We start from the raw sequence: 25,543 nt of genomic DNA, 5'->3' as shown, positions 1-25,543 counted from the left end.
GTCCTGCTCCTAGGGTCGGACCATGGTGAGCCCCGACGAGGCCGGCGTCCCTCGGGGGGCCGGGAAGGCGCACGCTGCGGTCACGGACCCGGCGGACGTGGCAGCCGGGCTGCGGCGCGGCGAGCGGGTCAAGCAGAGCATCCTGGCCCGGGCGAAGGCCCTGTTCACGTGGTGGCAGCACACGCGCGCCGCACGGACGCTCGCGCGCTTCTCCGCCGCCGGTGGGGGAGTGCTGACCGGGGGCATCGCGTACGCCGCGCTGTTCTCCGTGTTCGCCGGTCTCACGATCGGCTACACGATCTTCATGGCGGTCCTCGGCAGCAACGTCGATCTGCGCGACGACGTGCTGGCGGCCGTGGCCGGGACGTTCCCGGGCCTCGTCGACACCGGCGACGGCGAGGGGCTCGTGAAGCCCGAGGACCTCGTCCTGGACGCCGGGTTGAGCATCACGGGGGTGATCGCGGTCGTCGTGCTGCTCGTCAGCGCCACGGCCGCCGTGGCCGCGCTGCGCACGGCGGTCCGCGCCATGTTCGACACGCTCGGTGAGAGCCAGGGCAACATCGTCACGGGCAAGCTGCGCGAGATCGTCGGGTTCGCCGGGATGGCGTTCATCGTGCTGCTCTCGGCCGTCCTGACCGTCGGCGTCACCACGGCGGCGGACTGGCTCCTCGCGCTCGTGGGTGTCGAGGAGTCGGGCGCGGTCGTCGTGCGGGTCATCGGGGTCGCCGTCGCGTTCGTGGTCGACGCCGCGACGTTCCTGCTGCTCGTGTACGTGCTCGCGGGGCAGCGGCCCGACTGGGTCGACCTGGGTCGGGGTGCGCTGATCGCCGCGACCGGCATCGGCGTGGTGCGCCTCCTCGGGACGTCGGTGGTGGCGGGCAGCGTCGGCCGCAACGCGCTGTTCGCGTCGTTCACCGTGATCGTGACCCTGCTCGTGTGGATCAACCTGATCGCGCGCATCGTGCTGCTCGCCGCCGCCTGGACCGCGGACCCGCCGCTGGTGGAGGCGGCGCCCGACGGCCCCGAGGAGCCCGCGTCGGGCAGCGAGGGTGCACCGGCGGCCGCGTCGCCGCGGCGCGACCGGACGGCCGCCGCAGCCGCCGCCGCCGCTGCGAGACGCTGACCCGGCCCGCACGCACGAGGCCCCGCGCCGGGCGCTCGTGGTGGTGAGCCGCCCGGGCGGGGCCGTCGTGGTGAGTCGTGCGGTCAGAACGCGCGGGTGATCATCGCGCGCTTGACCTCCTTGATCGCCTTCGTGACCTCGATGCCGCGCGGGCACGCCTCGGTGCAGTTGAAGGTCGTCCGGCAGCGCCAGACGCCCTCCTTGTCGTTGAGGATCTCGAGGCGCTGCGTGCCGCCCTCGTCGCGGCTGTCGAAGATGAACCGGTGCGCGTTGACGATCGCGGCGGGGCCGAAGTACTGCCCGTCGGTCCAGAACACGGGGCACGAGGACGTGCACGCGGCGCACAGGATGCACTTCGTGGTGTCGTCGAACCGCTCGCGCTCCGCGGCCGACTGCAGGCGCTCCTTGGTCGGCTCGTTCCCGGTCGTGATGAGGAACGGCATGATCTCGCGGTAGGACGCGAAGAACGGCTCCATGTCGACCACGAGGTCCTTGATCACCGGCAGGCCCTTGATGGGCTCGACCGTGATCGGCTTGCTCGGGTTGAGGTCCTTGAGCAGGGTCTTGCACGCCAGCCGGTTGCGACCGTTGATCCGCATCGCGTCGGAGCCGCAGACGCCGTGCGCGCACGAGCGGCGGAACGTCAGCGAGCCGTCGAGGTCCCACTTGACCTTGTGCAGCGCGTCGAGGAGGCGGTCGGTGCCGTGCACCGTGACCGTGAACTCCTGCCAGTACGCCTCGTCGCCGTGCGTCTCGGGCGTGTAGCGGCGGATCTTGAGCGTCACGTCGAAGCTCGGGATCGCGCCGACCTTGGTGTCCGGCGTCGACGAGGTGCCGGGGGAGTCGTCGAGCTGAGTCGTCATCAGTACTTGCGCTCCATCGGCTGGTAGCGGGTCACGACCACGGGCTTGTACCCGAGCGCGACGTCGTAGGTGCCCGGCGCGGACGAACCGGGTCCGCCGGGGGTGAGGTCGCCGGACCGGGTCGTCGAGGCGACGGCGGCAGCGGCGTCGCTGCTCACGGGCGACGACGGCGCCGCGGTGCCGGGAGGGCGACGGTAGGCCATCGTGTGCTGCATGTACGCCGCGTCGTCGCGCGCCGGGAAGTCCTCCCGGAAGTGCCCGCCGCGCGACTCCTGGCGGTTGAGGGCACCCACGACGACGACCTCGGCGATGTCGAGCAGGAAGCCGAGCTCGAGCGCCTCGAGCAGGTCGGTGTTGTACGCGCGGCCCTTGTCCTGGACCGAGACGTTCCGGTAGCGGGCCTGGAGGGCGCGCACGTCCTGCAGCGCCTGGACGAGCGACTCCTCGGTGCGGAACACCTGGGCGTTCGCGTCCATCGTCTGCTGCAGGTCGCGGCGCACGTCGGCGACGCGGTCCCCGACGGCGCGGGCTCGCATCTCCTCGAGCTCGGCGACCACGCCGGTCTCGGGGTCCTCGGGGACGTCGACCCAGCCGGCCGTCGAGGCGTAGGACGCCGCGGCCAGGCCGGCGCGCTTGCCGAACACGTTGATGTCGAGCAGCGAGTTGGTGCCCAGGCGGTTCGAGCCGTGCACCGACACGCACGCGACCTCGCCGGCGGCGAACAGGCCGCGCACGAAGTCGGTGTTGTTGCGCAGCACGGCGGTCTCGATGTTGGTCGGGACGCCGCCCATCGCGTAGTGCGCGGTGGGGTACACGGGCACGGGCTCGGTGTAGGGCTCGATGCCGAGGTAGGTGCGCGCGAACTCGGTGATGTCCGGGAGCTTGGCGTCGATGTGCGCCGGCTCGAGGTGCGTGAGGTCGAGCAGCACGTAGTCCTTGTTGGGGCCGGCGCCGCGGCCCTCGCGGACCTCGTTCGCCATGGACCGGGCGACGATGTCGCGCGGGGCGAGGTCCTTGATCGTCGGCGCGTAGCGCTCCATGAAGCGCTCGCCCTCGCCGTTGCGCAGGATGCCGCCCTCGCCGCGCGCGGCCTCCGAGAGGAGGATGCCGAGGCCTGCGAGACCGGTCGGGTGGAACTGGAAGAACTCCATGTCCTCGAGCGGGATCCCGCGGCGGTACGCGAGCGCCATGCCGTCGCCGGTGAGCGTGTGGGCGTTCGACGTCGTCTTGTAGATCTTCCCGGCGCCGCCGGTCGCGAGCACGACGGACTTGGCGCGGAACAGGTGGATCTCGCCGGTCGCGAGCTCGTAGGCCACGACGCCGCTCACGGCGACGTCCTCGCCGTCGGACACCTCGCCGCCCACGAGGTCGTGCGAGAGCAGGATGTCGAGGACGTAGAACTCGTTGAAGAACTCGACGTCGTTCTTGACGCACTGCTGGTACAGCGTCTGCAGGATCATGTGGCCCGTGCGGTCCGCGGCGTAGCAGGAGCGGCGCACCGCGGCCTCACCGTGGTTGCGGGTGTGCCCGCCGAACCGGCGCTGGTCGATCCGCCCCTCGGGCGTGCGGTTGAACGGCAGGCCCATCTTCTCGAGGTCGAGCACCGCGTCGATGGCCTCCTTGGCCATGACCTCGGCCGCGTCCTGGTCGACGAGGTAGTCGCCGCCCTTGACGGTGTCGAACGTGTGCCACTCCCAGTTGTCCTCCTCGACGTTCGCGAGGGCGGCGCACATGCCGCCCTGCGCGGCACCCGTGTGGGAGCGCGTCGGGTAGAGCTTGGAGATGACGGCCGTGCGGGCCCGGTCGGAGGACTCGAGCGCGGCACGCATGCCCGCGCCGCCGGCACCGACGATGACGACGTCGTACTGATGGGTCTGCATCGGTGTCGATGCCTCCTGTGTGGGAGTCGGGCCGGGTGGCGAGAGGGGGCCCGTCGGCGGCGCGCGCGTGCCGCGGCAGGTGCCGTGGCGCGAGGGCGTCCGTCAGGCGGTGCAGAACGAGGGCAGCAGGTCCGCGGGGCTGTTCGCCGGGCACGGGTCGAACGTGAAGATGACGAGCGTGCCGAGCACGACCACGACGACGAACGCCGTGTACAGCGCGAGCTTGAGCACGAGGCGGGTGCCGTCACGCTCCGCGTAGTCGTTGATGATCGTGCGCACGCCGTTGGTCCCGTGGATCATCGCGAGCCACAGCATGAGCAGGTCCCAGGTCTGCCAGAACGGCGAGGACCACTTGCCGGCGACGAAGCCGAAGTCGATCGCGGTGATGCCCTCGCCGGCGACGAGGTTCACGAACAGGTGGCCGAAGATCAGCGCGACCAGGACGACGCCCGAGACGCGCATGAACAGCCAGCCGTACAGCTCGGTGTTGCCGCGCGTGGTGCGCCGGTTGCGCGAGACCGTCGGGACGATCGTGGGGCCGCCCGACGAGCGGGGGGCCGGGATCGGCGTGGTCGTCGTCATCACTCGCCCCCGAAGACGTGCATCAGGTGGCGCGGCAGGAAGCCGGCCATGGTCACCACGAACAGGCCGAGCACGACCCACAGGAGGACGCGCTGGTACTTGGCGCCCTTGTCCCAGAAGTCGACGAGGATGATCCGGAGGCCGTTGAACGCGTGGAACACGATCGCCGCGACGAGCCCGGCCTCGCCGAGCCCCATGATCGGGTTCTTGTACGTCCCGATGACGGCGTTGTACGCCTCCGGGGAGACGCGCACGAGCGACGTGTCGAGCACGTGCACGAGGAGGAAGAAGAAGATCAGGACGCCGGTCACGCGGTGCGCGACCCACGACCACATGCCCTCACGCCCTCGGTAGAGCGTTCCGGCCGGTGCGGTGGGCACGGGGAAGGCCTCCTGACAGTCAGGTCGACGACACGAGCCAGCCGCTCGGGTTCAGCGCTGGCTGCCGGTCCCGGCAGCAGCTCTGACGACGCGGTCCGACGACGGTGTCCGTTCGTCACCCACCTTAGTGACCCGTTCCCACGCCGCAGCCCCACGCGGGGGCCGTCGGGCCCTCGTGATGACACTTTGTGAGCAAGTCCACACTCCGGGACGCCGCCGCGCCGCAGCGGCGCGTGCCGTAGGTGCCGCCGCGGCGGACGACGGTGAGCCTGCCCGGGGGCGAGCCGTGCGCGGTGCGGCGCCGGCCACGGCGTCGGCGCGGGGCTCGTCTCGAGGCGCCCGCGGACGAGGAGGCGCTCGGGGTCCTTCGGCGCACGGCGCGGGCCGTCGGGCCGTCGTCGGGCACGCGTCCGGGGTGGGCGGGCGGGCGCCCGGACGGCGTGGCGGGGCGACCTCCCCGGCTCGGTACCCTGGCCGGATGACCAGCCCTGTCGCCCACTTCCACGCCGTCGTCCCGGCCGGCGGCGCCGGCACCCGTCTGTGGCCGCTGTCGCGGGCCGGGGCGCCGAAGTTCCTGCTCGACCTGACCGGGACGGGGCGCACCCTCCTGCAGGGCACCGTCGACCGTCTGCTGCCCCTCACGGGCCCGGGCGGCGTCCTCGTCGTCACGGGTGAGCGGCACGCCGCGGCGGTGTCCGCGCAGCTGCCCGAGCTCGGGTCCGCCGACGTGCTCGCCGAGCCGTCCCCGCGCGACTCCATGGCCGCGATCGGTCTCGCCGCCGCGGTGCTGCTCGAGCGGCACGGCGAGGACGTCGTGCTCGGCTCGTTCGCGGCCGACCACGTCATCGACGGCGCCGAGGAGTTCGAGCGGACGGTGCGCGAGGGCGTCGCGGCGGCGCAGGCCGGGTACGTCGTCACGGTCGGCATCGCGGCCACCGAGCCGTCCACGGCGTTCGGCTACGTGCGCTCGGCGGACCCGCTCGGCGTCGAGGGCGCCCCGAGCGCGCGGCACGCCGCGGGCTTCACGGAGAAGCCCGACGCCGAGACGGCCGCTGCCTACCTCGCGACGGGCGACTACCGCTGGAACGCCGGGATGTTCTTCGTGCGGGCCCGGGTGCTGCTCGACCACCTCGCCGCCCAGCTCCCGACGCTGCACGACGGGCTGCGCGAGATCGCCCGCGCGTGGGACGCGCCGGACCGCGCGGAGGTCCTCGGGCGCACGTGGCCGGGCCTGACGAAGATCGCGATCGACCACGCGATCGCCGAGCCCGTGGCGGCGGCCGGCGGCGTCGCGGTCGTCCCCGGCGACTTCACGTGGGACGACGTCGGCGACTTCGCCTCGCTGCGTCCCCTCCTCGCGGCCCCGGCCGGCGCGGGTGCCGAGGGCGGGCACGACGGCTCGCGCACGCTCGGCGACGACGCCGGGGTGCTGCGGATCGACGCCCCCGGGACGCTCGTGCTCGGCGGCGCGTCCCGCTCCGTCACGGTGATCGGGGTCCCGGACGCCGTCGTCGTCGACACCCCCGACGCGCTGCTCGTCACGACCCGCGCGCACGCCCAGGCGGTGAAGTCGGCGGTCGACGGGTGGCGCTCCCGCGGACGCGAGGATCTCCTCTGAGCACGCGCGACTACGCTCGAAGGCGTGCCTGACGACCGTTCCGACCTGATCCCGCGCCTCGCGCCCCTGCACGACGAGCTCCTCGAGATCCGCCGTGACCTGCACGCGCACCCCGAGCTGGGGCGCACCGAGCAGCGCACGACGAAGGTCGTCGCGGACCGGCTGCGCGCCGCGGGGCTCGAGCCGCACCTGCTGCCCGGCACGGGCCTGGTCTGCGACATCGGGCCGGGTGCGGTCACGACCGGGCGTCGTCGCATCGCGCTGCGCGCCGACATCGACGCGCTCCCGGTGCAGGACCGCTGCGGCACGCCATGGTCGTCGACGGTCCCGGGCGTCGCGCACGCGTGCGGACACGACGTGCACACCGTGGGCGTCCTCGGCGCCGGGCTCGTGCTCGCGCAGCTCGCGGAGTCCGGGGACCTGCCGACCGGTGTCCGGCTGATCTTCCAGCCGGCGGAGGAGGTGCAGCCCGGCGGCGCGCTCGACGTGATCGCGGCGGGCGGGCTCGACGGGGTCGGGCGCATCTTCGGGGTGCACTGCGACCCCAAGACCGACGTGGGCCACGTCGGCACTCGGATCGGCCCGATCACGTCGGCGTCCGACGAGGTCACGGTGACGATCACGGGCGGCGGCGGGCACACGTCGCGCCCGCACCTCACAGGTGACGTCGTCTTCGCGCTCGGCCAGGTCATCACGGGCGTCCCCGCGGTCCTCGGCCGGCGGCTCGACCCGCGCTCGGGCGTCAACCTCACGTGGGGGATGGTCGGGGCGGGCTCGGCGCACAACGCCATCCCGTCGAGCGGCACGGTGCGCGGGACGCTCCGCTGCCTCGACGTGCGCGCCTGGGAGCTCGCGTCGCGCGTGTTCCAGGACGCCGTGCGGCAGCTGGTCGCGCCGTTCGACGTCGAGGTCGAGGTGCGGCACCAGCGCGGCGTCCCGCCGGTCGAGAACGACGCCCGCAGCACGGGCATCCTGGAGGCGGCCGCGCTCGACGTCATCGGCGAGGACTCGGTCGTGCTGACCGAGCAGTCGCTCGGCGGCGAGGACTTCGCCTGGTACCTCACGAAGATCCCGGGGGCGATGGCCCGGCTCGGCACCCGCACGCCCGGCGGCCACACCTACGACATCCACCAGGGCGACCTCGTGGTCGACGAGCGCGCGATCGACGTCGCGGCGCTGGTGCTCGCGCGGGCTGCGCTCCTCGCCGGGCGGCCCTAGGCTCGTCGGGCCGGCGGAGCGGGTACCGCGCGAGCGGCGAGCCAGGCGCTCGGTGCGCGATCCGTGCTCGCCGGGCCCCCGTCCGGGTGAGTCCGCCGTGCGGGACGCGTCGTCCCATCCGGTGAGCGAATGTTCCAAGTGGGTAACGGAACCCCCGGTCGTACCCGCCGGTAACACTCCCGTCACCAGCGCCCGCCTACTGTGCGGGCATGGACGTCGGGCAGCATCGTCCGTGCCCGTCGCACCGTCGCGCCGGGCACGACCGCCCCGCGGGCCCCGACGAACGACGAGAACCAGGAGTGTCGCGTGAAGAAGATGATCCGTGTGGCCGCCCTCAGCGGGGCCCTTGCCCTCACGCTCGCCGCGTGCGCCAGCGCGCCCGAGGAGGAGACGCCCAGCACCGGTGAGACGACGGCCGCCGAGGGCGTCGACTTCAAGGCCTGCATGGTCTCGGACGAGGGCGGGTTCGACGACGCGTCGTTCAACCAGTCGGGCTTCGAGGGCCTCGAGCGCGCCGAGTCCGAGCTCGGGATCGAGATCCGCTCCGCCGAGTCGTCCGACCCCGGCCAGTACACGGCCAACGTCGACTCGATGGTCCAGGAGAGCTGCGACCTCATCATCGGCGTCGGCTTCGCGCTCGAGGACGCCATCCAGGCGGCCGCCGAGGCGAACCCCGACCTGCACTTCGCGCTCGTCGACAGCGCGTTCTCCGACGAGTCGTTCGCACCCGTCGAGCTCGAGAACGCCAAGCCGCTGCTGTTCAACACGCAGGAGGCCGCGTTCCTCGCCGGCTACCTCGCCGCGGGCACCTCGAAGACCGGCACCGTCGCGACGTTCGGCGGTCAGCCGTTCCCGTCCGTGACGATCTTCATGGACGGCTTCGTGGACGGCGTCGCGAAGTACAACGAGGACAACGGCACGGCCGTCAAGGTCCTCGGCTGGGACAAGGAGGCGCAGGACGGCTCGATGATCGGGAACTTCTCCGACACCGAGGCCGGCCGCACCACGACCGAGCAGTTCATCGCGTCGGGCGCCGACGTCATCCTGCCCGTCGCGGGCCCCGTGGGCGCCGGTGCGCTCAACGCCGCGAGCCAGGCCGAGGGCGTCTCCGTCATCTGGGTCGACTCGGACGGCTACGAGCAGGCGTCGAACGAGCAGTACAAGTCGCTGCTGCTGACCTCGGTCATCAAGCTCATCGGCACCTCGGTGTTCGACACGGTCTCGGCCGCGGTCGACGGCGACTTCTCCTCCGAGCCGTACGTCGGCACGCTCGAGAACGGCGGCGTCGACATCGCCCCGCTGCACGACTTCGAGGACACCGTCCCGGCGGACCTGCAGTCGAAGATCGACGAGCTGCGCGAGCAGATCATCGCAGGCGACCTGGTCGTCGAGTCGAAGAGCGCGACCAGCTGACGCAGCACCAGCAGCACCACCGCACGACACGCACCGCAGCACGGACCGATGGCCCGGGGAGCGCACCTGCCCGGGCCATCGGCCTGCGCGCCGTGCGGGCGGGTGCCGGGCGACGTCCGGGCTCGCCCGCACCGGCCCGCCACCGCTGCACGAGGCCACACCGTGGCTAGGGTGCACCCAGGACCAGACGAAGGAGCGGTGTCCACGTGAAGCTCGAGCTACGGGGCATCACCAAGCGCTTCGGTGCGCTTGTGGCCAACGACCACATCGACCTCGTGGTCGAGCCCGGCGAGATCCACGCCCTGCTGGGGGAGAACGGCGCCGGCAAGTCCACCCTGATGAACACGCTCTACGGGCTCTACACGCCCGACGAGGGCGAGATCCTGGTCGACGACGTGCCGGTCGCGTTCGGCGGGCCCGGCGAGGCGATGGCCGCGGGCATCGGCATGGTCCACCAGCACTTCATGCTCGTCCCCGTCTTCACGGTCGCCGAGAACGTCGTGCTCGGTCACGAGCCGGTGCGCGGCGCCGGTCGGCTCATCGACCTCGCGGAGGCGCGCCGCCGGGTCAAGGACATCTCCGACCGCTTCGGGTTCGACGTCGACCCCGACGCCGCCGTCGAGGACCTGCCCGTCGGTGTCCAGCAGCGCGTCGAGATCATCAAGGCGCTCTCGCGCGACGCCCGGGTGCTCATCCTCGACGAGCCCACCGCGGTGCTCACCCCGCAGGAGACCGACGAGCTCATCGCGATCATGCGCCAGCTCAAGGACGCCGGGACGTCGATCGTGTTCATCACGCACAAGCTGCGCGAGGTCCGTGCGGTCGCCGACCGGATCACGGTGATCCGCCGCGGCAAGGTCGTGGGCACCGCGAGCCCGCAGGACCCCGAGACGTCGCTCGCGTCGCAGATGGTCGGCCGCTCCGTCAGCCTCGGCGTCGAGAAGGCGCCCGCGCAGCCCGGCGAGGCGACGTTCCAGGTGCGCGACCTCACGGTCATCAGCCCGGTCGGGACGCGCGTCGTCGACGCCATCTCGTTCGACGTGCACGCCGGGGAGATCCTCGCGATCGCGGGCGTGCAGGGCAACGGTCAGTCGGAGCTCGCGGAGACGATCCTCGGGCTGCAGCACGCGACCGCCGGCTCGGTCCTGCTCGACGGCACCGAGCTCCTCGGCCGGAGCGTCGACGAGGTGCTCCGCGCCGGCGTCGGGTTCGTCCCCGAGGACCGCAGCACCGACGGGCTCATCTCGAGCTTCTCGATCGCCGAGAACCTCATCCTCGACCTGCACGCGCAGCCGCCGTTCGCGAAGGCCGGCTCGCTGAGCCCGGCGCGCGTCGCGGAGAACGCCGCGACCCGAACGCAGGAGTTCGACGTCCGCATGACGTCGGCGCAGGACCCGATCAGCACGCTCTCGGGCGGCAACCAGCAGAAGGTCGTCCTCGCGCGCGAGATGTCGCGGCCCCTGCGCCTGTTCGTCGCGTCGCAGCCGACCCGCGGGCTCGACGTCGGGTCCATCGAGTTCGTGCACCGGCGGATCGTCGCGGAGCGCGACAACGGCACGGCCGTGATCATCGTGTCGACCGAGCTCGACGAGGTGCTCGCGCTCGCCGACCGGATCGCCGTCATGTACCGCGGGCGGGTGATCGGCGTGGTCGACGCCGGCACCCCGCGCGACGTCCTCGGCCTCATGATGGCCGGTGTCCCGCTGCAGCAGGCCCAGGTCCAGGCCGCCGAGCACCACACGGCGCTCGCCGACGCCGACGCCGCTGCCGACCAGGAGCTCTCGTGACCGACACCCCCGTGGCGCCCTCCGCCACCCCGAAGCACGAGGACGAGCGGCCCGGCGTCCTCCAGCAGATGCTCGACAGCTCGTGGCTGCTGATCGTCACCGCGATCGTCGTCGCGCTCGTCGCGTCGTCGGTCCTCGTGGCCGCGGCGGACCAGGACGTCCAGCGCACCGCGGCGTACCTGTTCGCCCGGCCGAGCGACTTCCTCGCGGCGGTCTGGGAGTCGGTGTACGCCGCGTACTCCACGCTGTTCCGCGGCGCGATCTTCGACTACCAGGCGACCGGCCTGCGGCGCGTGCGGCCGATCACCGAGACCATGACGGCGTCCGTGCCGCTGATCTTCGCGGGCCTCGGCCTCGCGGTCGGCTTCCGCTCGGGGCTGTTCAACATCGGTGCGCAGGGCCAGGTGCTCGTCGGTGCGGCGGCCGCGACGTACGTCGGGATCGCGTTCGACGCCCCGGTCGGCGTGCACGTCGCGCTCGCGTGCCTCGCGGGCATCGCGGCCGGTGCCGCGTGGGCCGGCATCGCGGGCGTCCTCAAGGCCCGGACCGGGGCCAGCGAGGTGATCGTCACGATCATGCTCAACTCGATCGCGTTCCAGCTGATCTCCTACCTGCTCACCACGAGCCTGCTGCGGCGCGGCGGCACGCGCCCGATCTCGCCCGCGGTCGCCGACACCGCGCAGCTCCCGCTGCTGCTCGGTCCGAGCTTCCGGCTGCACGCCGGCTTCCTGCTCGCGCTGCTCGCCGCCGTCGGGGTGTGGTGGCTCCTCGAGCGCTCGACGCTCGGCTTCCGCTTCCGGGCGGTCGGCGCCAACCAGCGGGCCGCGCGCACGGCCGGCATCCGGGTCAACCTCATGTTCGTGCTCGTGATGCTCGTCGCCGGTGGCCTCGCGGGTCTCGGCGGCGCGGCGCAGATCCTCGGCACGGACAAGCAGCTCCAGGCGTCGAGCGCGGGGTCGATCGGGTTCGACGCGATCACCGTCGCGCTGCTCGGCCGCTCCACGCCGCTCGGCACGGTCCTCGCGGCGCTGCTGTTCGGCGCGCTGCGGGCCGGCTCGCCGCTCATGCAGTCGTCGGCGGGCACGCCCATCGACATCGTCCAGGTCATCCAGGCGTCGATCGTGCTGCTCATCGCGGCACCGCCGCTCGTGCGCCGGTTCTCCGCGCTGCACTGGGCCGCGGGCATCGCCGGCTCGACGAAGAAGAAGGAGGCCCACGCGTGAGCACCGTCGCGGACCCGCAGCCCTCGCAGCCCGTCGAGCTCGACGCGCCCGGCTCGGCCCCCGTGGTCCAGGCGCAGATCGTGTGGCGCGGGCCCGTCACCTACTGGGTGGTCTCGCTGATCTCCCTGGTCTTCTTCGGGCTCCTGACGCCCGCGGGGGACACCACGAAGTTCATCGTCGCGTCGAGCGGCGACCTCGTGGACATCGCGCCGTTCGCGGTGCCGTCGCGCCTGACCGCCGTCGTCCTGTCCGTGCTGGCGCTCGCCCTCGCCGCGTGGGTCACGCGGGAGACGCTCGCGCGCCGCAAGGTCGCGACGTGGGTGCCGGTCGTCTTCGGCTTCCTCGTGCTCGTCGCGTTCCTGGTGTGGGTCATGGCCGGGAACGACAACGCGCTGCCGCTGACCGTGCTGCTCACAGGCGCGCTGATCCTGTCCGTGCCGCTGGTCTTCGGCGCGCTCGCGGGCCTGCTGTGCGAGCGCTCGGGCATCATCAACATCGCGATCGAGGGCCAGCTGCTCGCGGGGGCGTTCCTCGCGGTCGTCGTCGCCAGCCTCACGAACAACCCGTACACGGGGCTCATCGCGGCGCCGATCGCGGGGGCGATCGTGGGGCTCGGGCTCGTGCTGTTCGCCGTGCGGTACCGCGTCGACCAGATCATCGTCGGCGTCGTGCTCAACGTGCTGGTCATCGGCGTGACGAACTACCTGTTCTCGACGGTGCTCACGCAGAACCCGCAGACCCTGAACTCCCCGCCGCGCCTGCCCACGCTGCCGATCCCGTTCCTCTCGCAGATCCCCGTGGTCGGGCCGGTGCTGTTCGAGCACTCGATCGTCGTCTACCTCATGTACGTCGTGGTCGCGGTGCTCCAGGTCATGGTGTTCCGCAGCCGGTGGGGCCTGCGCATGCGGTCCGTCGGCGAGCACCCGAAGGCGGCGGACACCGTCGGCATCCCGGTCAACCTCACGCGCATCAAGAACACGGTGCTCGGCGGAGCCGTCGCGGGCCTCGGCGGTGCGGCGCTCGTCGCGGCCGGGCTGGCGTTCACCAAGGAGCTCACCGCGGGTCGCGGGTACATCGCGCTCGCGGCGATGATCCTCGGCCGGTGGAGCCCCAAGGGGGCGCTCGCCGCAGCGCTGCTGTTCGGCTTCGCCGACTCGCTGCGCCAGGTGCTCGGCAACCTCGGGTCGCCCGTGCCCAGCCAGTTCCTCGCGATGCTCCCGTACCTCGCGACCATCTTCGCCGTCGCCGGCCTCGTGGGCCGCGTGCGCCCGCCCGCCGCCGAGGGCATCCCCTACGTGAAGTGAGCCTGCCGATGAGCGACACCCCGACCGCGCCCGAGATCGACTGGGACGCCCTGCGCGCCGCCGCGCTCGACGTCATGACCCGCGCCTACGTGCCGTACTCCCGCTTCCCCGTGGGGGTCGCGGCGCTCGTGGACGACGGCCGCGTCGTCGTCGGCTGCAACGTCGAGAACGCGTCGTACGGCCTGACGCTGTGCGCCGAGTGCGCGCTCGTCTCCGCGCTGCACGTGAGCGGCGGCGGGCGGCTCGTCGCGTTCGTCTGCGTCGACGCGCACGGCGACGCGCTCATGCCGTGCGGCCGGTGCCGTCAGCTCCTGTGGGAGCACGGCGGCCCGACGCTGCTCGTCGAGACCGTGAGCGGCATCAAGCCGATGACCGAGGTGCTCCCGGACGCGTTCGGGCCCGCCGACCTGGTGGAACGAGGGACAGCATGAGCGAGGGCTTCGACGCGGTCGACGTCATCCGGACCAAGCGCGACGGCGGGCGCCTGAGCGAGGGCCAGATCGACTGGGTGCTCGACGCGTACACGCGCGGGGTCGTGGCCGAGGAGCAGATGTCGGCGCTCGCGATGGCGATCCTGCTCAACGGGATGGACCGCGCGGAGATCGCGCGCTGGACCGCCGCGATGATCGCGAGCGGCGAGCGCATGGACTTCTCCGGGCTCTCGCGCCCGACGGCCGACAAGCACTCGACCGGCGGGGTCGGCGACAAGATCACGCTGCCGCTCGCGCCGCTCGTCGCGGTGTTCGACGTCGCCGTCCCGCAGCTCTCGGGCCGCGGGCTCGGGCACACCGGCGGGACCCTCGACAAGCTCGAGGCCATCCCCGGCTGGCGTGCCGAGCTCACGAACGACGAGATGATGGCGCAGCTCGAGTCCGTCGGCGCCGTGATCTGCCAGGCCGGTGCCGGGCTCGCCCCCGCCGACCGCAAGCTCTACGCGCTGCGCGACGTCACGGGGACCGTCGAGGCGATCCCGCTCATCGCGAGCTCGATCATGAGCAAGAAGATCGCCGAGGGCACCGGGTCGCTCGTGCTCGACGTCAAGGTCGGCACGGGCGCGTTCATGAAGGACGCCGACCGGGCTCGCGAGCTGGCCCGCACGATGGTCGAGCTCGGCACCGACGCGGGCGTGCGCACCGTGGCGCTGCTGACCGACATGTCCACGCCGCTCGGCCTGACCGCCGGGAACGCGCTCGAGGTCCGCGAGTCGCTCGAGGTGCTCGCGGGCGGGGGACCGGCCGACGTCGTCGAGCTCACCGTCGCGCTGGCCCGCGAGATGCTCGACGCCGCGGGCCGCCCCGACGCGGACCCGGCGGCCGCGCTGGCCGACGGCCGGGCGATGGACGTGTGGCGCGCGATGATCGCCGCGCAGGGCGGTGACGTCGACGCGCCGCTGCCGGTGGCCCGCGAGACCGAGCAGGTGCTCGCGCCCGCCGACGGGGTGCTGACCTCGCTCGACGCGTACGCCGTCGGCGTCGCCGCGTGGCGCCTCGGTGCGGGGCGGGCGCGCAAGGAGGACCCGGTGCAGGCCGGGGCCGGCGTCGAGCTCCACGCCAGGCCGGGCGACACCGTGCGCGCCGGGCAGCCTCTGCTCACGCTGCACACCGACACCCCGGAGCGCTTCGAGCGGGCACGCGAGGCGCTCGCCGGGGCCGCGACGGTCGAGCCCGACGGCGCGGCCACGCCCCGCACGCTGCTGCTGGACCGCATCGAGGCCTGAGCGACGGGCCTGAGCGACGGGCAGCACGCCGGCCGTGTCGTCGTGCTGCCCGTGTCGGGGGGTGACGGCACGCGCCGGTCCGCCGCGTGCGGGGCAGCCACCCCGACGGGCTGCCGCCGCTCGGCGCGCGGGCAGCCACTACGGCGGGTCACCCCCGCCCCGTGAGCGGCGAGCCGACACGATGGGTCGCCCTCCGCCCGGCACGCGGGGGAGCCACCGGCGGGTCGCCCCCGCCCGGCGTGCGGCAGACTGGCCGGATGCCTGCGCTGCGTCACCTCCAGCTCACGACCGTGCTCCGGAGCCTCGGCGTGCAGCCGGTGCCGCCCGCTCCCGCCCGCGGGGCCGGTGCCGCCCGCGCGACCGCCGGAGCTCCCGGCGCGAGCCCGGCCACCCTCGGTGCGCACGCCGACCTGGTCGCGCGCGCCGTCGCGGCCGGAGCACCGCGCCCGGCAGCCGCACGCCTCGCCGACGCGGTCGCCGGCCTCCCGGCGCGCGAGCGCGCGCAGGTCGAGCGCCCGCTGACCCCGGCCCGGGGCAGCGACGTCGTACGGCTCGGCACGGCGGCCGCGCGGCAGACCGACGGCACGACGTGCGGCTCGGCCGTCCTCGCGATGCTGGCCGCAGCCGGCGACCCGACACTGGCGTACTGGCTCGTCACGGGCGAGCGCGTCGTGGGGCACGAGCCCGCCGAGCTGCGCGACGTGGACGACGCGCCCGGTCCCGCCGGCCGCTTCGGCGCGCTCCAGGAGGCCCTCAAGCGCCGCAGCAACGCGCGGGCCGTGCTCGGGCTGCTGCCGTGGCCCGCCGCGCTCGGCACGCCGCCGTGGGGTGCGGCCCGGGTCGCGCGCTACCCGGGCGTCGCGTACCGCTCGGTGCTCGTCGACGACAGCCGGCCCAGCGAGGTCACGCGGGTCCTGGTGCGCGCGGGTCGCGCGCTCGACCGGGGCGTCCCCGTCCCGCTGTACACGGGCGGGGACCTGTCGGGCGGGGCGGCGAGCGCGATCCCGCGCCACGTCGTGCTGCTCACGGGGCGCACCGCCGAGGGGTTCGCGGTGTACGAGCCGTCGAGCGGGCGCGTGCACGACGTGCCCTCGGCCGACCTCGTCGTGCCGCACGGGCCGCTCGAGGCGCTCGGGCGCTGGTCGCACGTCGCCTGGGCGCTGCTGCCTGTCCGCACCTGACCTCGCCGCCGCGCCTGCCCGTGGTGGGGTGACGCCGCGAGGTGGGGGCGTGGCGGTGGCGCTCGTGCGCGGCCCGGGTCACGATGGACGGGCACGCCGACCCCAGGGAGGACACCATGAGCACCGTCCCCGGCCAGGAGGCCTCGCGCGACGCCGGGCTGCTGCCCGCCGACGTCTTCACCCCCGTCGACGCCCACGCCGACGCGGACGAGCGGCCCGTCGACGACGAGCTGCGCCTCGACACCCCGGCGCCCGGCGCCGACGCGGCGTCGGCCGAGGAGTACGTGCCGGCGCCCCCGCGGGTCGCCCCGCGCGACGACGCGAACGAGGCCGACGTCAGCGAGCAGGTGACCGAGGTCCCGGGCGACGAGCGCGACGAGTACCTCTGACCCCCGGACGGTGGGCGCCCGCTCACCCGTGCGGGTCCCGCCGTCCTCGGTGCGCCCGGTGCCCGGCTACGGTGGAGCCATGACCCCCGCGTACGACCTGGTGGCCGCGCTGCCCAAGGTGCTGCTGCACGACCACCTGGACGGCGGCGTCCGGCCGGCCACGCTCGTCGAGCTCGCACGCGAGGCGGGCCACGAGCTGCCCGCGAGCGACCCCGAGGAGCTCGGCCGCTGGTTCGTCGCCGCGGCGGCCTCGGGCAGCCTCGAGCGCTACCTCGAGACCTTCGCGCACACGGTCGCGGTGATGCAGACCGAGGACGCGCTGCGCCGGGTCGCGCGCGAGGCCGCGGTCGACCTCGCGGCCGACGGGGTGGTCTACGCCGAGCAGCGCTACGCGCCCGAGCAGCACCTCACGGGCGGGCTGACGCTCCAGCAGGTCGTCGACGCGGTGCAGGCCGGGTTCGCCGAGGGCGTCGCCGAGGCGGCGGCCCAGGGCCGGGAGATCCGCATCGGCACGCTGCTGTCGGCGATGCGGCACGCGGACCGGGCCGACGAGGTCGCGGCGCTCGCGCTCGCGAACCGTGACGCCGGAGTCGTGGGCTTCGACATCGCGGGCGCCGAGGCGGGGTTCCCGGCGTCGCGCCTGGCGACGGCGTTCACGGCGCTGCGCGACGCGTGGTTCCCCGTGACCGTGCACGCGGGGGAGGCCGACGGGCTCGGCTCGATCGCCGAGGCGCTCGGCGTCGGCGCGCTGCGCCTCGGGCACGGCGTCCGGGTGCTCGACGACGTCACGGTGCCGTCGTCGGGCGGGGACGGCGGTCCGGCCGCGGCGACCCTCGGCCGGCTCGCCGCATGGGTCCGCGACCGGCGGGTCCCGCTCGAGCTGTGCCCGTCCTCCAACGTCCAGACCGGCGCGGCCGCCTCGGTCGCCGAGCACCCCGTGACCGTCCTCAAGCGGCTCGGCTTCGCCGTCACGGTCAACACCGACAACCGGCTGCAGTCGGGGACGAGCCTCACGCGGGAGCTCGCGCTGCTCGTCGAGCACGCCGGGTGGACCGTCGACGACATCCGCGACGTGACGCTCACCGCGGCCGAGAACGCGTTCCTGCCGCAGGACGAGCGCGCCGACCTCATCGACCGGGCGATCCTCCCGGGCTACACGCACGACGGCACCGGAAGGCACCGCGCATGACGATCGACGCCCACGCACTCGCCCAGCTCGTCGACCACACCCTGCTCAAGCCGGAGGCGACCCGCGCCGACGTCGAGGCGCTCGTCGAGGAGGGCGTGCGGCTCGGCGTGTACTCGGTGTGCGTCTCGCCGTCGTTCCTGCCGCTCGACGCGAAGGGCCTCAAGGTCGCGACGGTCGTCGGCTTCCCCTCGGGCAAGCACCACAGCGACGTCAAGGCCGCCGAGGCCGCGCGCGCGGTGCGGGACGGGGCCGACGAGGTCGACATGGTGCTCGACGTCGGCGCTGCCAAGTCGGGGGCGTTCGAGGCCGTGCAGGCGGACATCGCCGCGGTCCGCGCCGCGGCGCCGTCCCCGACGGTGCTCAAGGTCATCATCGAGTCGGCCGCGCTCACCGACGACGAGATCGTGGCCGCGTGCCGTGCCGCGGAGGCGGCCGGCGCCGACTTCGTGAAGACGTCGACGGGGTTCCACCCTGCGGGCGGCGCGAGCGTGCACGCGGTCGGGCTCATGGCCGCGACGGTCGGCGGGCGTCTCGGGGTCAAGGCGTCGGGCGGCATCCGCAGCACCGCCGACGCGGTCGCCATGGTCGAGGCCGGCGCGACCCGGCTCGGTCTCTCGGGGACGGCAGCCGTGCTCGGTGGGTTCACCTCCGACTCGGCCTACTGACCGCGCACGCGGGGGCCCCGCCCGCCCGTCGGCGGGCCACTGCGGCGTGCGCAGGCGTGCGCAGGCGGGCTCTGTGGCGTGCGCAGGCGTGCGCACGCGGCGGTCGGGTGAACGTCGCGCGGGGGGACGTTCGCGACATTGACGGCAGCCGGGGGCGTCAGCGAGGGTGAGCCCCCGCGGGCGCGCCCCCTCGCCGTGCGGGCGTCCGCGTCGCCCGCCGGCCCCGCACGAGCACCCCTGGGGTGACCCCGGACGACGAGGAGGCGGTACCCGAGATGGGCAGGTTCCGGCGCGGCACGGTCGCTGCGGCCGTCGTCGTCCCGTTCCTCCTCGGGGTCCTCATCGCCTACGCGCTGGACGACGCCCCGACGGGCCCCAAGTCCGGTGACCGCGCGCACGCCTGGGCCGAGCGGCTCGACGAAGGGGCGGCGAGCTCGCGCGAGAGCGAGAACTTCGTGCTGCTGTGGGGTCCGCGGGCCGGCGGCGACCTCGCCGACGCGTCCGAGTACTACCGCGTCGACCCCGTCGAGCTCCTCGACCGGCTCGAGCGCTACTACGCGCTGTACGTGGGTACCGTCGGCGTCACGGAGCCGGTCGGGCCGATCGCGGAGGACAAGATCGCCGTCGTCCTGACGCGGACCTGGGACGACCTGGCCTACGACGCGTGGGCCACCGGGAGGGTCGAGGGCGGGCTCGCGCGCCTCGAGATCGCACCCGAGGCCGCCCGCACGGGCGCCTGGGACGTCGCGCGCGCGCTCGCGGTCGTCCTGCAGAGCGTCGCGGTCGCGCCGGACGGTCCGGCGCCGGACGCGGGCCCCGGCACGACGGCGCCCGGGTTCCGGGGCTCGTCGTTCGGGGAGGCCATGGCGTCGTTCCTGGCGACCGCTGCCGAGCCGTCGGACGCGGGCGACCTGTCGGCGTTCGTGCGCGCCGAGAACCTGCGCTGGTCGTCGGGACGGCACCTCGACGGCGGGTGGACGCTGCTCCAGCACGTCGCGGACCGTGACGGCCTCGCGACGGTCGGGCGGCTGTGGCGCGAGGGCGGCGTCGCGGACGACCCCGTGGCCGCCTACGGGCGGGTCGCCGGCCTCACGCAGGAGGAGCTCGGCGTGCGCCTCGCCGAGCACGCGCTGCGGAACGTCACCTGGGACTACTCGACGCAGGACGACCTGCGCCGCTACGCCGCCGAGGTGGACCCCGCGCTGACCGCGGAACCCGGGACCGCGGTCGAGGCGGTCGACGCGACCGCCCACCACTACCGCGTGCCCTCCGCGCTGGCGCCGGCCGAGAACGGCTACGCGCTCGTCCGGCTCAGTCCCGAGGACGGCGCGACCGCCGTGCGGGTGCGCGTGCGCGGCCACACCGAGGCCGGGCCCGACGCGTCGTGGACCGCAGGGCTCGTCGCGGTCGGCGTCGACGGCGCGGCGCGGTACGGCGAGCTCGCGGGCGGCACCGACGTGACGGTCGAGCTCGCGACCGACCCCGGCGATGCGCAGGTCTACCTCGTGGTCGCCGCGACGCCGACGCGCGCGCACGACTTCGACCCCGCGGCGGGGTACCCCGGGTCCGTGCGGTACCCGTTCGAGCTGCGGGTCGCCGGTGCTGCGGCGTGGGGCTCGGAGCCGGGCTTCGTGCGCCCCGCGGCGCCCGCCGGCGGCCGGTGGCACTCGAACGGCGGCGGGTGGGTCGGGGAGTTCGCGACCGTCGACCCGGGCGTCTACGTCGGCCCGCAGGCCGTGGTCCAGGACTGGGCCCAGGTCACCGGCTCGGCGCGCATCGAGGGCCGTGCGGTCGTCGAGAGCGGGGCGGTCGTCGGCGGCTCCGCGGTCGTGCGCGACAACGCGGTCGCACGCTCGCGTGCGGTGCTCGGCGGCGACGTGCTCGTCGGCGGCGACGCCGAGGCGAGCTGGACGTGCGCGTCCGGGGTCTACCTGCGGTTCGACCGCGCGCAGACGTGCGACGGAGGTGCGGGCGAGCTCCCCGCGGAGCAGGTGCTCGCGCCGTTCCCGACCGCGGACCTCGAGCTCGACGGCGCCCCGGACCCGAGCCCGACGCCGACCCCGACGCCCACGCCGACCCCCACCCCGACGCCCACGCCCACCCCGACCCCGAAGCCCACGCCCACGGCGACGTCCCGGCCGGCACCGTCACCGTCGCCGAGCGGCGTGGGGCTGCCCGAGCCGATCCCCGCGCCCGTCGCGGGCTGCTCGGCGGCGATCGCGATCGTCAACCAGTGGCCGGGCGGCTACCAGGCGCAGGTGACCGTGACCGCGGGCACCGAGGCGGTCTCGGCCTGGCGGGTCATCTGGTCCCAGCCGTCGGACCAGACGGTCGCGGAGTCGTGGAGCGCACGCGTGCGGCAGAGCGGGTCGTCCGTCGAGGCCGACAGCCTCAGCTGGAACGCCGCCCTCGCACCGGGCGCGTCGACGATCTTCGGCTTCTCGGGGACGTACTCCGGAGCGGCGCCCGTCGCGCCCGCCGCGGCGTGCACCCGGTCCCGCTGAGCGACCGTGCGCACCGGGCGGGTCGCGGGGCGCGCCGGTGCCGGGGCGCCCGCGGCATGACCGGGCGCCGGTGACGCCGGCGGTCCCGCACCACCGGGGGCGGAGCCCACGTCAGCAGCGGCTCGGGCGGCTCAGATCCCGAGCGCTGCGCTGACGTCGGCGCCGACCGCGTGCAGCCGTGCGCGGGCCTCCTTGCGGGCAGCGACGAGGTCCGCCGCGCCGGCCGTGGGTTCGACCGGGACGATCACCTCGAGGTAGCACTTGACCTTGGGCTCCGTCCCGCTCGGGCGCACGACGACGCGTGTGCCGTCCTCGGACGTGAGCCGCAGCCCGTCGGTCGGCGGCAGGCCCTGACGCTCGGCGTCCGTGCCCGTGGCGAGGTCCACGACCTCCATGACGGGAGAGCCGGCGAGCGTGACGGGCGGGTGCTCGCGGACCCGGGCCATCGTCGCCGGGATCTGGTCCAGGTCGGTGAACCGGGGCGAGACCTGGTCGGTGAGGTGCAGGCCGTGGCGCCGCGCGATGTCGTCGAGGGAGCTCAGCAGCGTCGAGCCGGCGGCCTTGAGCTGGGCGGCGAGCGCGGCGACCTGGAGCGCCGCGGAGATGCCGTCCTTGTCCCGTACGTGGTCCGGCGCGACGCAGTAGCCGAGCGCCTCCTCGTACCCGTACGCGAGCCCGTCGACGCGCGCGAGCCACTTGAAGCCGGTGAGCGTCGGCTGGTGCGGGAGCCCCGCTGCAGCCGCGATCTTCCCCAGCAGGCGGGACGACACGATCGAGCTCGCGAACGTGGGGAGGTTCCCGTCGACGCCGGGCACGGCCGGGTCCGCCGGGCGACCGTCGGGCCCCGCCGACCCGGACAGGCGGCCGACGGCGACGACGCCGAGCAGGGCGCCGACCTCGTCGCCGTGCAGCATCCGCCAGCCCTCGGCGCCCGCGGTGTCGGGGCCGCGGTGCGAACGGCTGGTCGGGTCGTTGAGGGCGACCGCGCACCGGTCGGCGTCGGGGTCGAGCGCGAGGACGAGGTCCGCCCCGACGTCGCCCGCGAGGCCGACGGCGAGGTCGATCGCGCCGGGCTCCTCCGGGTTCGGGAACGCGACGCTGGGGAAGTCGGGGTCGGGGACCTCCTGCTCGGGGACGACGAGCACGTCCCGGAAGCCGGCCTCTCGGAGCACGCGGGCCGCGAGCTCCCCGCCGACACCGTGCAGCGGCGTGAGCACGATCTTCAGGTGGCGGGCCCGGTCGAGCGCGTCCGCCCCGGGCTCGGTGAGCGCCGCGACCGTCCGGGCGTGGTCCCCGACGACGGCGTGCACGTAGGCGTCGACGACGTCGTCGCCCAGCACCCTCCAGCCGGACTCGGCGCGCGGAACCGCGATGACGCTCGGCACGCGCGCGATCTCGGCGGCGATGGCCGCGTCGTACGGCGGCACGATCTGGGCGCCCTGGCCCGAGCCGGTCACGACTCGCCCGCCGAGGTAGACCTTGTAGCCGTTGTCCTGCGGGGGGTTGTGGCTCGCCGTGACCATGACGCCCGCGTCGGCTCCGAGGTGGCGCACCGCGAACGCGAGCACGGGCGTCGGCAGGGGGCGCGGGAGCACGAGCACCTCGATGCCGACCGCGGTCAGCACCGCGGCGGTGTCGCGCGCGAAGTCCGCGGACCGGTGCCGTGCGTCGTAGCCGACGACGACACGCGGGGCGGGGGCGAGCCCGTCGAGCTCTCCGAGGAGGTAGTCCGCGAGGCCTGACGCGGCGCGGATGACGACGGCGCGGTTCATCCGGTTCGAGCCGCCGCCGACCGCGCCGCGCAGCCCGGCGGTGCCGAACTGCAGCGATCCCGCGAACCGGTCGGCGAGGTCGGCGCGCGCGGCGCGGACGTCGGAGAGCTGCGTCCGGTGGGTCGGGCTCAGCGCCCCGCCCGCGCGCTCGGCCGCGAGCGCCTCGTCGACCGGTGCGTCCGCGCGCTCGAGCAGCCGGGCCAGCTCGTCGGCGGTCGTCGGGTCCGGGTCGTCCTCGATCCAGGTCGTCACCCGCGTGGACAGCTCGTTCCAGTCGTACGCCATGGGCCCAACGTACCCACCGGTCCGCGTGCGCTGCTCAGCGGGCGGCGGCGCGTCGCCCTCACAGGCGGCCGAGCGCTCAGAGGCGGCGGACGACCTGCGCGAGCAGCGCGCTGATCCGGGGACCGGCGGCCTGGCCGGCCTCGAGCACCTCGGCGTGCGAGAGCGGCGTCGCGCTGATCCCCGCGGCGAGGTTCGTCACGAGCGAGAGCCCGAGCACCTCGAGCCCGGCGTGCCGCGCGGCGATGGCCTCGATCGTCGTCGACATGCCGACGAGGTCGCCGCCGAGCCGCCCGGCCATCGCGACCTCGGCGGGGGTCTCGTAGTGCGGGCCGCGGAACTGCACGTAGACACCCTCGTCGAGCGACGGGTCGACCGTGCGGGCCACGTCGCGCAGGCGCTGGGAGTACAGGTCGGTGAGGTCGACGAACGTCGCACCCTCGAGCGGGGACGTCGCGGTGAGGTTGAGGTGGTCGCGGATCAGCACCGGCGTGCCCGGGCCCCACGCAGGGTTCAGCCCGCCGCAGCCGTTCGTCAGCACGACCGTGCGCGCGCCCGCCGCGGCTGCGGTGCGGACCCCGTGCACGACGCGCCGCACGCCCCTGCCCTCGTAGAGGTGCGTGCGCGAGCCGAGCACGAGCGCGTACCGGTCGGCCGTGGCCTCGCTCCCGCCGGCGCCGCCGTCGCCTGCGATCCGGATCGAGCGGATCGTGCCGACGTGGCCGACGACCGCGGGGGCCGAGAAGCCGGGGACCTCGTGGCTCGGCACCTCGGCGACGGTCTCGCCGAGCAGGTCCGCCGCACCGCCCCAGCCGGACCCGAGGACGAGCGCGACGTCGTGACGTGCGACACCCGTGACCCGGGCGAGGTGCTCCGCGGCGCCGCGCGCGACGTCGAAGGGGTCGGTGGTCGGGTCGTCGAGGTCGCTCATGGAAGTGAAGGCTAACCGGCCACCAGGCACAATGGGCCCGTGACCACCGAGACCCAGGACCTGCAGGCCACACGTGTCGTCGTCGTCGGAGGTGGGCCTGGGGGGTACGAGGCCGCGCTGGTCGCACGCCGGCTCGGGGCGGCCGTCACGGTCGTCGAGCGCACCGGTCTCGGCGGGTCCGCGGTGCTCACCGACGTCGTCCCGTCCAAGACGCTGATCGCGACCGCCGAGTGGATGGCGATGTCGGACCGGGCGCCCGAGCTCGGCATCCACCTCGACGCCGACCCGTCGACGCCGGCGCACGACCTGCCCGCGAGCGAGTCCGAGCGGCACTTCGTCGACCTCGCGCAGGTCAACACGCGCACGCTCGCGCTGGCCGCCGCGCAGTCCGCCGACATCCGCACGCGCCTCGAGCGCGAGGGCGTCGAGGTCGTCGAGGGCGCGGGCCGGCTGGACGGCCCGAACCGGGTCGTCGCGTCCGGGACGGACGGCGAGCGGAGCCTCGACGCCGACGTGGTGCTCGTCGCGACCGGAGCGACGCCGCGGGTGCTGCCCGAGGCGGTCCCGGACGGCGAGCGCATCCTCACGTGGACGCAGCTGTACGGCCTCACCGCGCTGCCCGAGCGGCTCGTCGTGGTCGGCTCCGGGGTGACGGGCGCCGAGTTCGCCGGCGCGTACGTGGCCCTGGGCGCGGACGTCGTGCTGGTGTCGAGCCGCGACCGCGTGCTCCCCGGCGAGGACCCCGACGCCGCCGAGCTGCTCGAGGGCGTGTTCCGCGCGCGCGGCATGACGGTCATGTCGCGCTCGCGCGCCCAGTCCGCGGTCCGCACGGCAGACGGTGTCCTCGTGACGCTCGCCGACGGGCGCACCGTCGAGGGCTCCCACGTGCTCCTCGCGGTCGGGTCGATCCCCAGCACCGCAGGCATCGGGCTGACCGAGGCGGGTGTGCGCCTCACCGCGTCGGGCCACGTCGAGGTCGACAAGGTCTCGCGGACGTCGGTGCGCGGCGTCTACGCCGCCGGCGACTGCACCGGGGTCCTCCCGCTCGCGTCCGTCGCGGCGATGCAGGGGCGGATCGCGATGTCCCACGCGCTCGGCGACGCGGTGACGCCGATCTCGCTGCGCAGCGTCGCGGCGAACATCTTCACGTCCCCCGAGATCGCGACCGTCGGGTACAGCGAGGAGCAGCTCCAGGCCGCCGGGACGGCATACGTGACGAGCACGCTGCCGCTCGCCCGCAACCCGCGGGCCAAGATGCTGGGCCTGCGCGAGGGCTTCGTGAAGCTGTTCGCGCACCGCAACGGTCAGGTGCTCGGCGGTGTCGTCGTCGCCCCGAGCGCGAGCGAGCTCATCTTCCCGATCACGCTCGCGGTCTCGCACCGGCTCACGGCCGACGCGGTGGCGAGCGCGTTCACGGTGTACCCGTCGATCTCCGGGTCGATCGCCGAGGGTGCGCGCATGCTGCACCAGCGCCAGGACGACTGACCGGCCGGCGCACGACGCCCGCGCCCGCGCAGCACGT

At 74.5% G+C, this 25,543-nt stretch carries 21 protein-coding genes; 15 read left to right on the top strand and 6 right to left on the bottom strand.

The features are described from left to right. Window positions 1-22: 22 nt before the first annotated feature. Window positions 23-1,123 (top strand): YihY/virulence factor BrkB family protein, encoded by a 1,101-nt coding sequence (locus ACWFNE_RS17620; protein ID WP_452123721.1) that lies wholly within the window; start codon window positions 23-25, stop codon window positions 1,121-1,123. An 83-nt stretch (window positions 1,124-1,206) separates the two neighbouring features. On the opposite strand, the gene ACWFNE_RS17615 is transcribed toward ACWFNE_RS17620, so the two are convergent. The 4 genes from ACWFNE_RS17615 to sdhC all read right to left on the bottom strand — a co-directional run bounded on the left by ACWFNE_RS17615 (window position 1,207) and on the right by sdhC (window position 4,828). Next, window positions 1,207-1,986 carry a succinate dehydrogenase iron-sulfur subunit gene (locus tag ACWFNE_RS17615; protein WP_034631666.1) on the bottom strand — a complete coding sequence of 260 codons (780 nt, stop codon included), beginning with the start codon at window positions 1,984-1,986 and terminating at the stop codon, window positions 1,207-1,209. Further along, the gene (sdhA, locus tag ACWFNE_RS17610) at window positions 1,986-3,866 is read right to left on the bottom strand and encodes a succinate dehydrogenase flavoprotein subunit (RefSeq protein ID WP_452123720.1); all 1,881 of its coding nucleotides are present in this window, start codon (window positions 3,864-3,866) and stop codon (window positions 1,986-1,988) included. The genes ACWFNE_RS17615 and sdhA overlap by 1 nt, the downstream gene beginning before the upstream one ends. A 102-nt stretch (window positions 3,867-3,968) precedes the next feature. Next, the gene (gene sdhD / locus ACWFNE_RS17605) at window positions 3,969-4,448 is read right to left on the bottom strand and encodes a succinate dehydrogenase, hydrophobic membrane anchor protein (protein WP_452123719.1); all 480 of its coding nucleotides are present in this window, start codon (window positions 4,446-4,448) and stop codon (window positions 3,969-3,971) included. Continuing rightward, on the bottom strand, window positions 4,448-4,828 hold the full coding sequence (sdhC, locus tag ACWFNE_RS17600; protein ID WP_452123718.1) for a succinate dehydrogenase, cytochrome b556 subunit: 381 nt from the start codon (window positions 4,826-4,828) through the stop codon (window positions 4,448-4,450). The genes sdhD and sdhC overlap by 1 nt, the downstream gene beginning before the upstream one ends. A gap of 478 nt (window positions 4,829-5,306) precedes the next feature. On the opposite strand from sdhC, the gene ACWFNE_RS17595 reads away from it, so the two are divergent. The 13 genes from ACWFNE_RS17595 to ACWFNE_RS17535 all read left to right on the top strand — a co-directional run bounded on the left by ACWFNE_RS17595 (window position 5,307) and on the right by ACWFNE_RS17535 (window position 21,036). Next, window positions 5,307-6,446 carry a mannose-1-phosphate guanylyltransferase gene (locus ACWFNE_RS17595; protein ID WP_452123717.1) on the top strand — a complete coding sequence of 380 codons (1,140 nt, stop codon included), beginning with the start codon at window positions 5,307-5,309 and terminating at the stop codon, window positions 6,444-6,446. Between the two features lie 24 nt (window positions 6,447-6,470). After that, window positions 6,471-7,664, top strand: a complete 1,194-nt coding sequence (locus ACWFNE_RS17590; protein WP_452123716.1) for an amidohydrolase — start codon at window positions 6,471-6,473, stop codon at window positions 7,662-7,664. Between the two features lie 306 nt (window positions 7,665-7,970). After that, a complete protein-coding gene (locus ACWFNE_RS17585) occupies window positions 7,971-9,077 on the top strand; it encodes a BMP family lipoprotein (protein WP_452123715.1) in 1,107 nt (368 codons plus the stop codon). A 206-nt stretch (window positions 9,078-9,283) separates the two neighbouring features. Continuing rightward, a complete protein-coding gene (locus tag ACWFNE_RS17580) occupies window positions 9,284-10,864 on the top strand; it encodes an ABC transporter ATP-binding protein (RefSeq protein WP_452123714.1) in 1,581 nt (526 codons plus the stop codon). Beyond that, window positions 10,861-12,087: an ABC transporter permease gene (locus tag ACWFNE_RS17575; RefSeq protein WP_452123713.1), complete on the top strand. Its 1,227-nt coding sequence runs from the start codon at window positions 10,861-10,863 to the stop codon at window positions 12,085-12,087. The genes ACWFNE_RS17580 and ACWFNE_RS17575 overlap by 4 nt, the downstream gene beginning before the upstream one ends. Further along, window positions 12,084-13,391 carry an ABC transporter permease gene (locus ACWFNE_RS17570; protein ID WP_452123712.1) on the top strand — a complete coding sequence of 436 codons (1,308 nt, stop codon included), beginning with the start codon at window positions 12,084-12,086 and terminating at the stop codon, window positions 13,389-13,391. The genes ACWFNE_RS17575 and ACWFNE_RS17570 overlap by 4 nt, the downstream gene beginning before the upstream one ends. An 8-nt stretch (window positions 13,392-13,399) precedes the next feature. Continuing rightward, on the top strand, window positions 13,400-13,822 hold the full coding sequence (locus ACWFNE_RS17565; protein WP_452123711.1) for a cytidine deaminase: 423 nt from the start codon (window positions 13,400-13,402) through the stop codon (window positions 13,820-13,822). Further along, window positions 13,819-15,108, top strand: a complete 1,290-nt coding sequence (locus ACWFNE_RS17560) for a thymidine phosphorylase (protein ID WP_452123710.1) — start codon at window positions 13,819-13,821, stop codon at window positions 15,106-15,108. The genes ACWFNE_RS17565 and ACWFNE_RS17560 overlap by 4 nt, the downstream gene beginning before the upstream one ends. A 257-nt stretch (window positions 15,109-15,365) precedes the next feature. Then, window positions 15,366-16,289 carry a hypothetical protein gene (locus tag ACWFNE_RS17555; protein ID WP_452123709.1) on the top strand — a complete coding sequence of 308 codons (924 nt, stop codon included), beginning with the start codon at window positions 15,366-15,368 and terminating at the stop codon, window positions 16,287-16,289. A gap of 116 nt (window positions 16,290-16,405) precedes the next feature. After that, window positions 16,406-16,678, top strand: coding sequence for a hypothetical protein (locus ACWFNE_RS17550; protein ID WP_452123708.1), 273 nt, complete (start codon window positions 16,406-16,408; stop codon window positions 16,676-16,678). A 79-nt stretch (window positions 16,679-16,757) separates the two neighbouring features. Next, a complete protein-coding gene (locus ACWFNE_RS17545) occupies window positions 16,758-17,867 on the top strand; it encodes an adenosine deaminase (protein WP_452123707.1) in 1,110 nt (369 codons plus the stop codon). Next, on the top strand, window positions 17,864-18,532 hold the full coding sequence (deoC, locus tag ACWFNE_RS17540; RefSeq protein ID WP_452123706.1) for a deoxyribose-phosphate aldolase: 669 nt from the start codon (window positions 17,864-17,866) through the stop codon (window positions 18,530-18,532). Before ACWFNE_RS17545 ends, deoC begins: the two co-directional genes overlap by 4 nt. A gap of 242 nt (window positions 18,533-18,774) precedes the next feature. Then, window positions 18,775-21,036, top strand: coding sequence for a DUF6055 domain-containing protein (locus ACWFNE_RS17535; protein WP_452123705.1), 2,262 nt, complete (start codon window positions 18,775-18,777; stop codon window positions 21,034-21,036). 131 nt (window positions 21,037-21,167) lie between these two features. Here ACWFNE_RS17535 and ACWFNE_RS17530 read toward each other — a convergent pair whose 3' ends face one another. Continuing rightward, complete coding sequence (locus ACWFNE_RS17530; protein WP_452123704.1) at window positions 21,168-23,093, bottom strand: phospho-sugar mutase; 1,926 nt, start codon at window positions 23,091-23,093, stop codon at window positions 21,168-21,170. 76 nt (window positions 23,094-23,169) lie between these two features. Further along, window positions 23,170-24,021: a purine-nucleoside phosphorylase gene (locus ACWFNE_RS17525; protein WP_452123703.1), complete on the bottom strand. Its 852-nt coding sequence runs from the start codon at window positions 24,019-24,021 to the stop codon at window positions 23,170-23,172. Window positions 24,022-24,060: 39 nt separating this feature from the next. Here ACWFNE_RS17525 and ACWFNE_RS17520 point away from each other — a divergent pair, with 39 nt between their 5' ends. Then, window positions 24,061-25,506, top strand: coding sequence for an NAD(P)H-quinone dehydrogenase (locus ACWFNE_RS17520; protein WP_452123702.1), 1,446 nt, complete (start codon window positions 24,061-24,063; stop codon window positions 25,504-25,506). The last annotated feature ends 37 nt before the right edge of the window (window positions 25,507-25,543 follow it).

The sequence above is a fragment of the Cellulomonas sp. NPDC055163 genome, assembly GCF_053607065.1.
The sequence above is the reverse complement of the archived record's forward strand: the minus strand, read 5'-3'. Positions and strand labels throughout refer to the sequence as shown.

Excerpts from the sequence above, each read along its gene's own strand:
- ACWFNE_RS17595 (WP_452123717.1), top strand. The coding sequence starts at position 5,307 with ATGACCAGCCCTGTCGCCCACTTCCACGCCGTCGTCCCGGCCGGCGGC.
- ACWFNE_RS17525 (WP_452123703.1), bottom strand. The coding sequence starts at position 24,021 with ATGAGCGACCTCGACGACCCGACCACCGACCCCTTCGACGTCGCGCGC.
- ACWFNE_RS17615 (WP_034631666.1), bottom strand. The coding sequence starts at position 1,986 with ATGACGACTCAGCTCGACGACTCCCCCGGCACCTCGTCGACGCCGGAC.
- ACWFNE_RS17530 (WP_452123704.1), bottom strand. The coding sequence starts at position 23,093 with ATGGCGTACGACTGGAACGAGCTGTCCACGCGGGTGACGACCTGGATC.
- sdhD (WP_452123719.1), bottom strand. The coding sequence starts at position 4,448 with ATGACGACGACCACGCCGATCCCGGCCCCCCGCTCGTCGGGCGGCCCC.
- sdhA (WP_452123720.1), bottom strand. The coding sequence starts at position 3,866 with ATGCAGACCCATCAGTACGACGTCGTCATCGTCGGTGCCGGCGGCGCG.
- ACWFNE_RS17545 (WP_452123707.1), top strand. The coding sequence starts at position 16,758 with ATGACCCCCGCGTACGACCTGGTGGCCGCGCTGCCCAAGGTGCTGCTG.
- ACWFNE_RS17555 (WP_452123709.1), top strand. The coding sequence starts at position 15,366 with ATGCCTGCGCTGCGTCACCTCCAGCTCACGACCGTGCTCCGGAGCCTC.
- deoC (WP_452123706.1), top strand. The coding sequence starts at position 17,864 with ATGACGATCGACGCCCACGCACTCGCCCAGCTCGTCGACCACACCCTG.
- ACWFNE_RS17565 (WP_452123711.1), top strand. The coding sequence starts at position 13,400 with ATGAGCGACACCCCGACCGCGCCCGAGATCGACTGGGACGCCCTGCGC.
- ACWFNE_RS17560 (WP_452123710.1), top strand. The coding sequence starts at position 13,819 with ATGAGCGAGGGCTTCGACGCGGTCGACGTCATCCGGACCAAGCGCGAC.
- ACWFNE_RS17620 (WP_452123721.1), top strand. The coding sequence starts at position 23 with ATGGTGAGCCCCGACGAGGCCGGCGTCCCTCGGGGGGCCGGGAAGGCG.
- ACWFNE_RS17550 (WP_452123708.1), top strand. The coding sequence starts at position 16,406 with ATGAGCACCGTCCCCGGCCAGGAGGCCTCGCGCGACGCCGGGCTGCTG.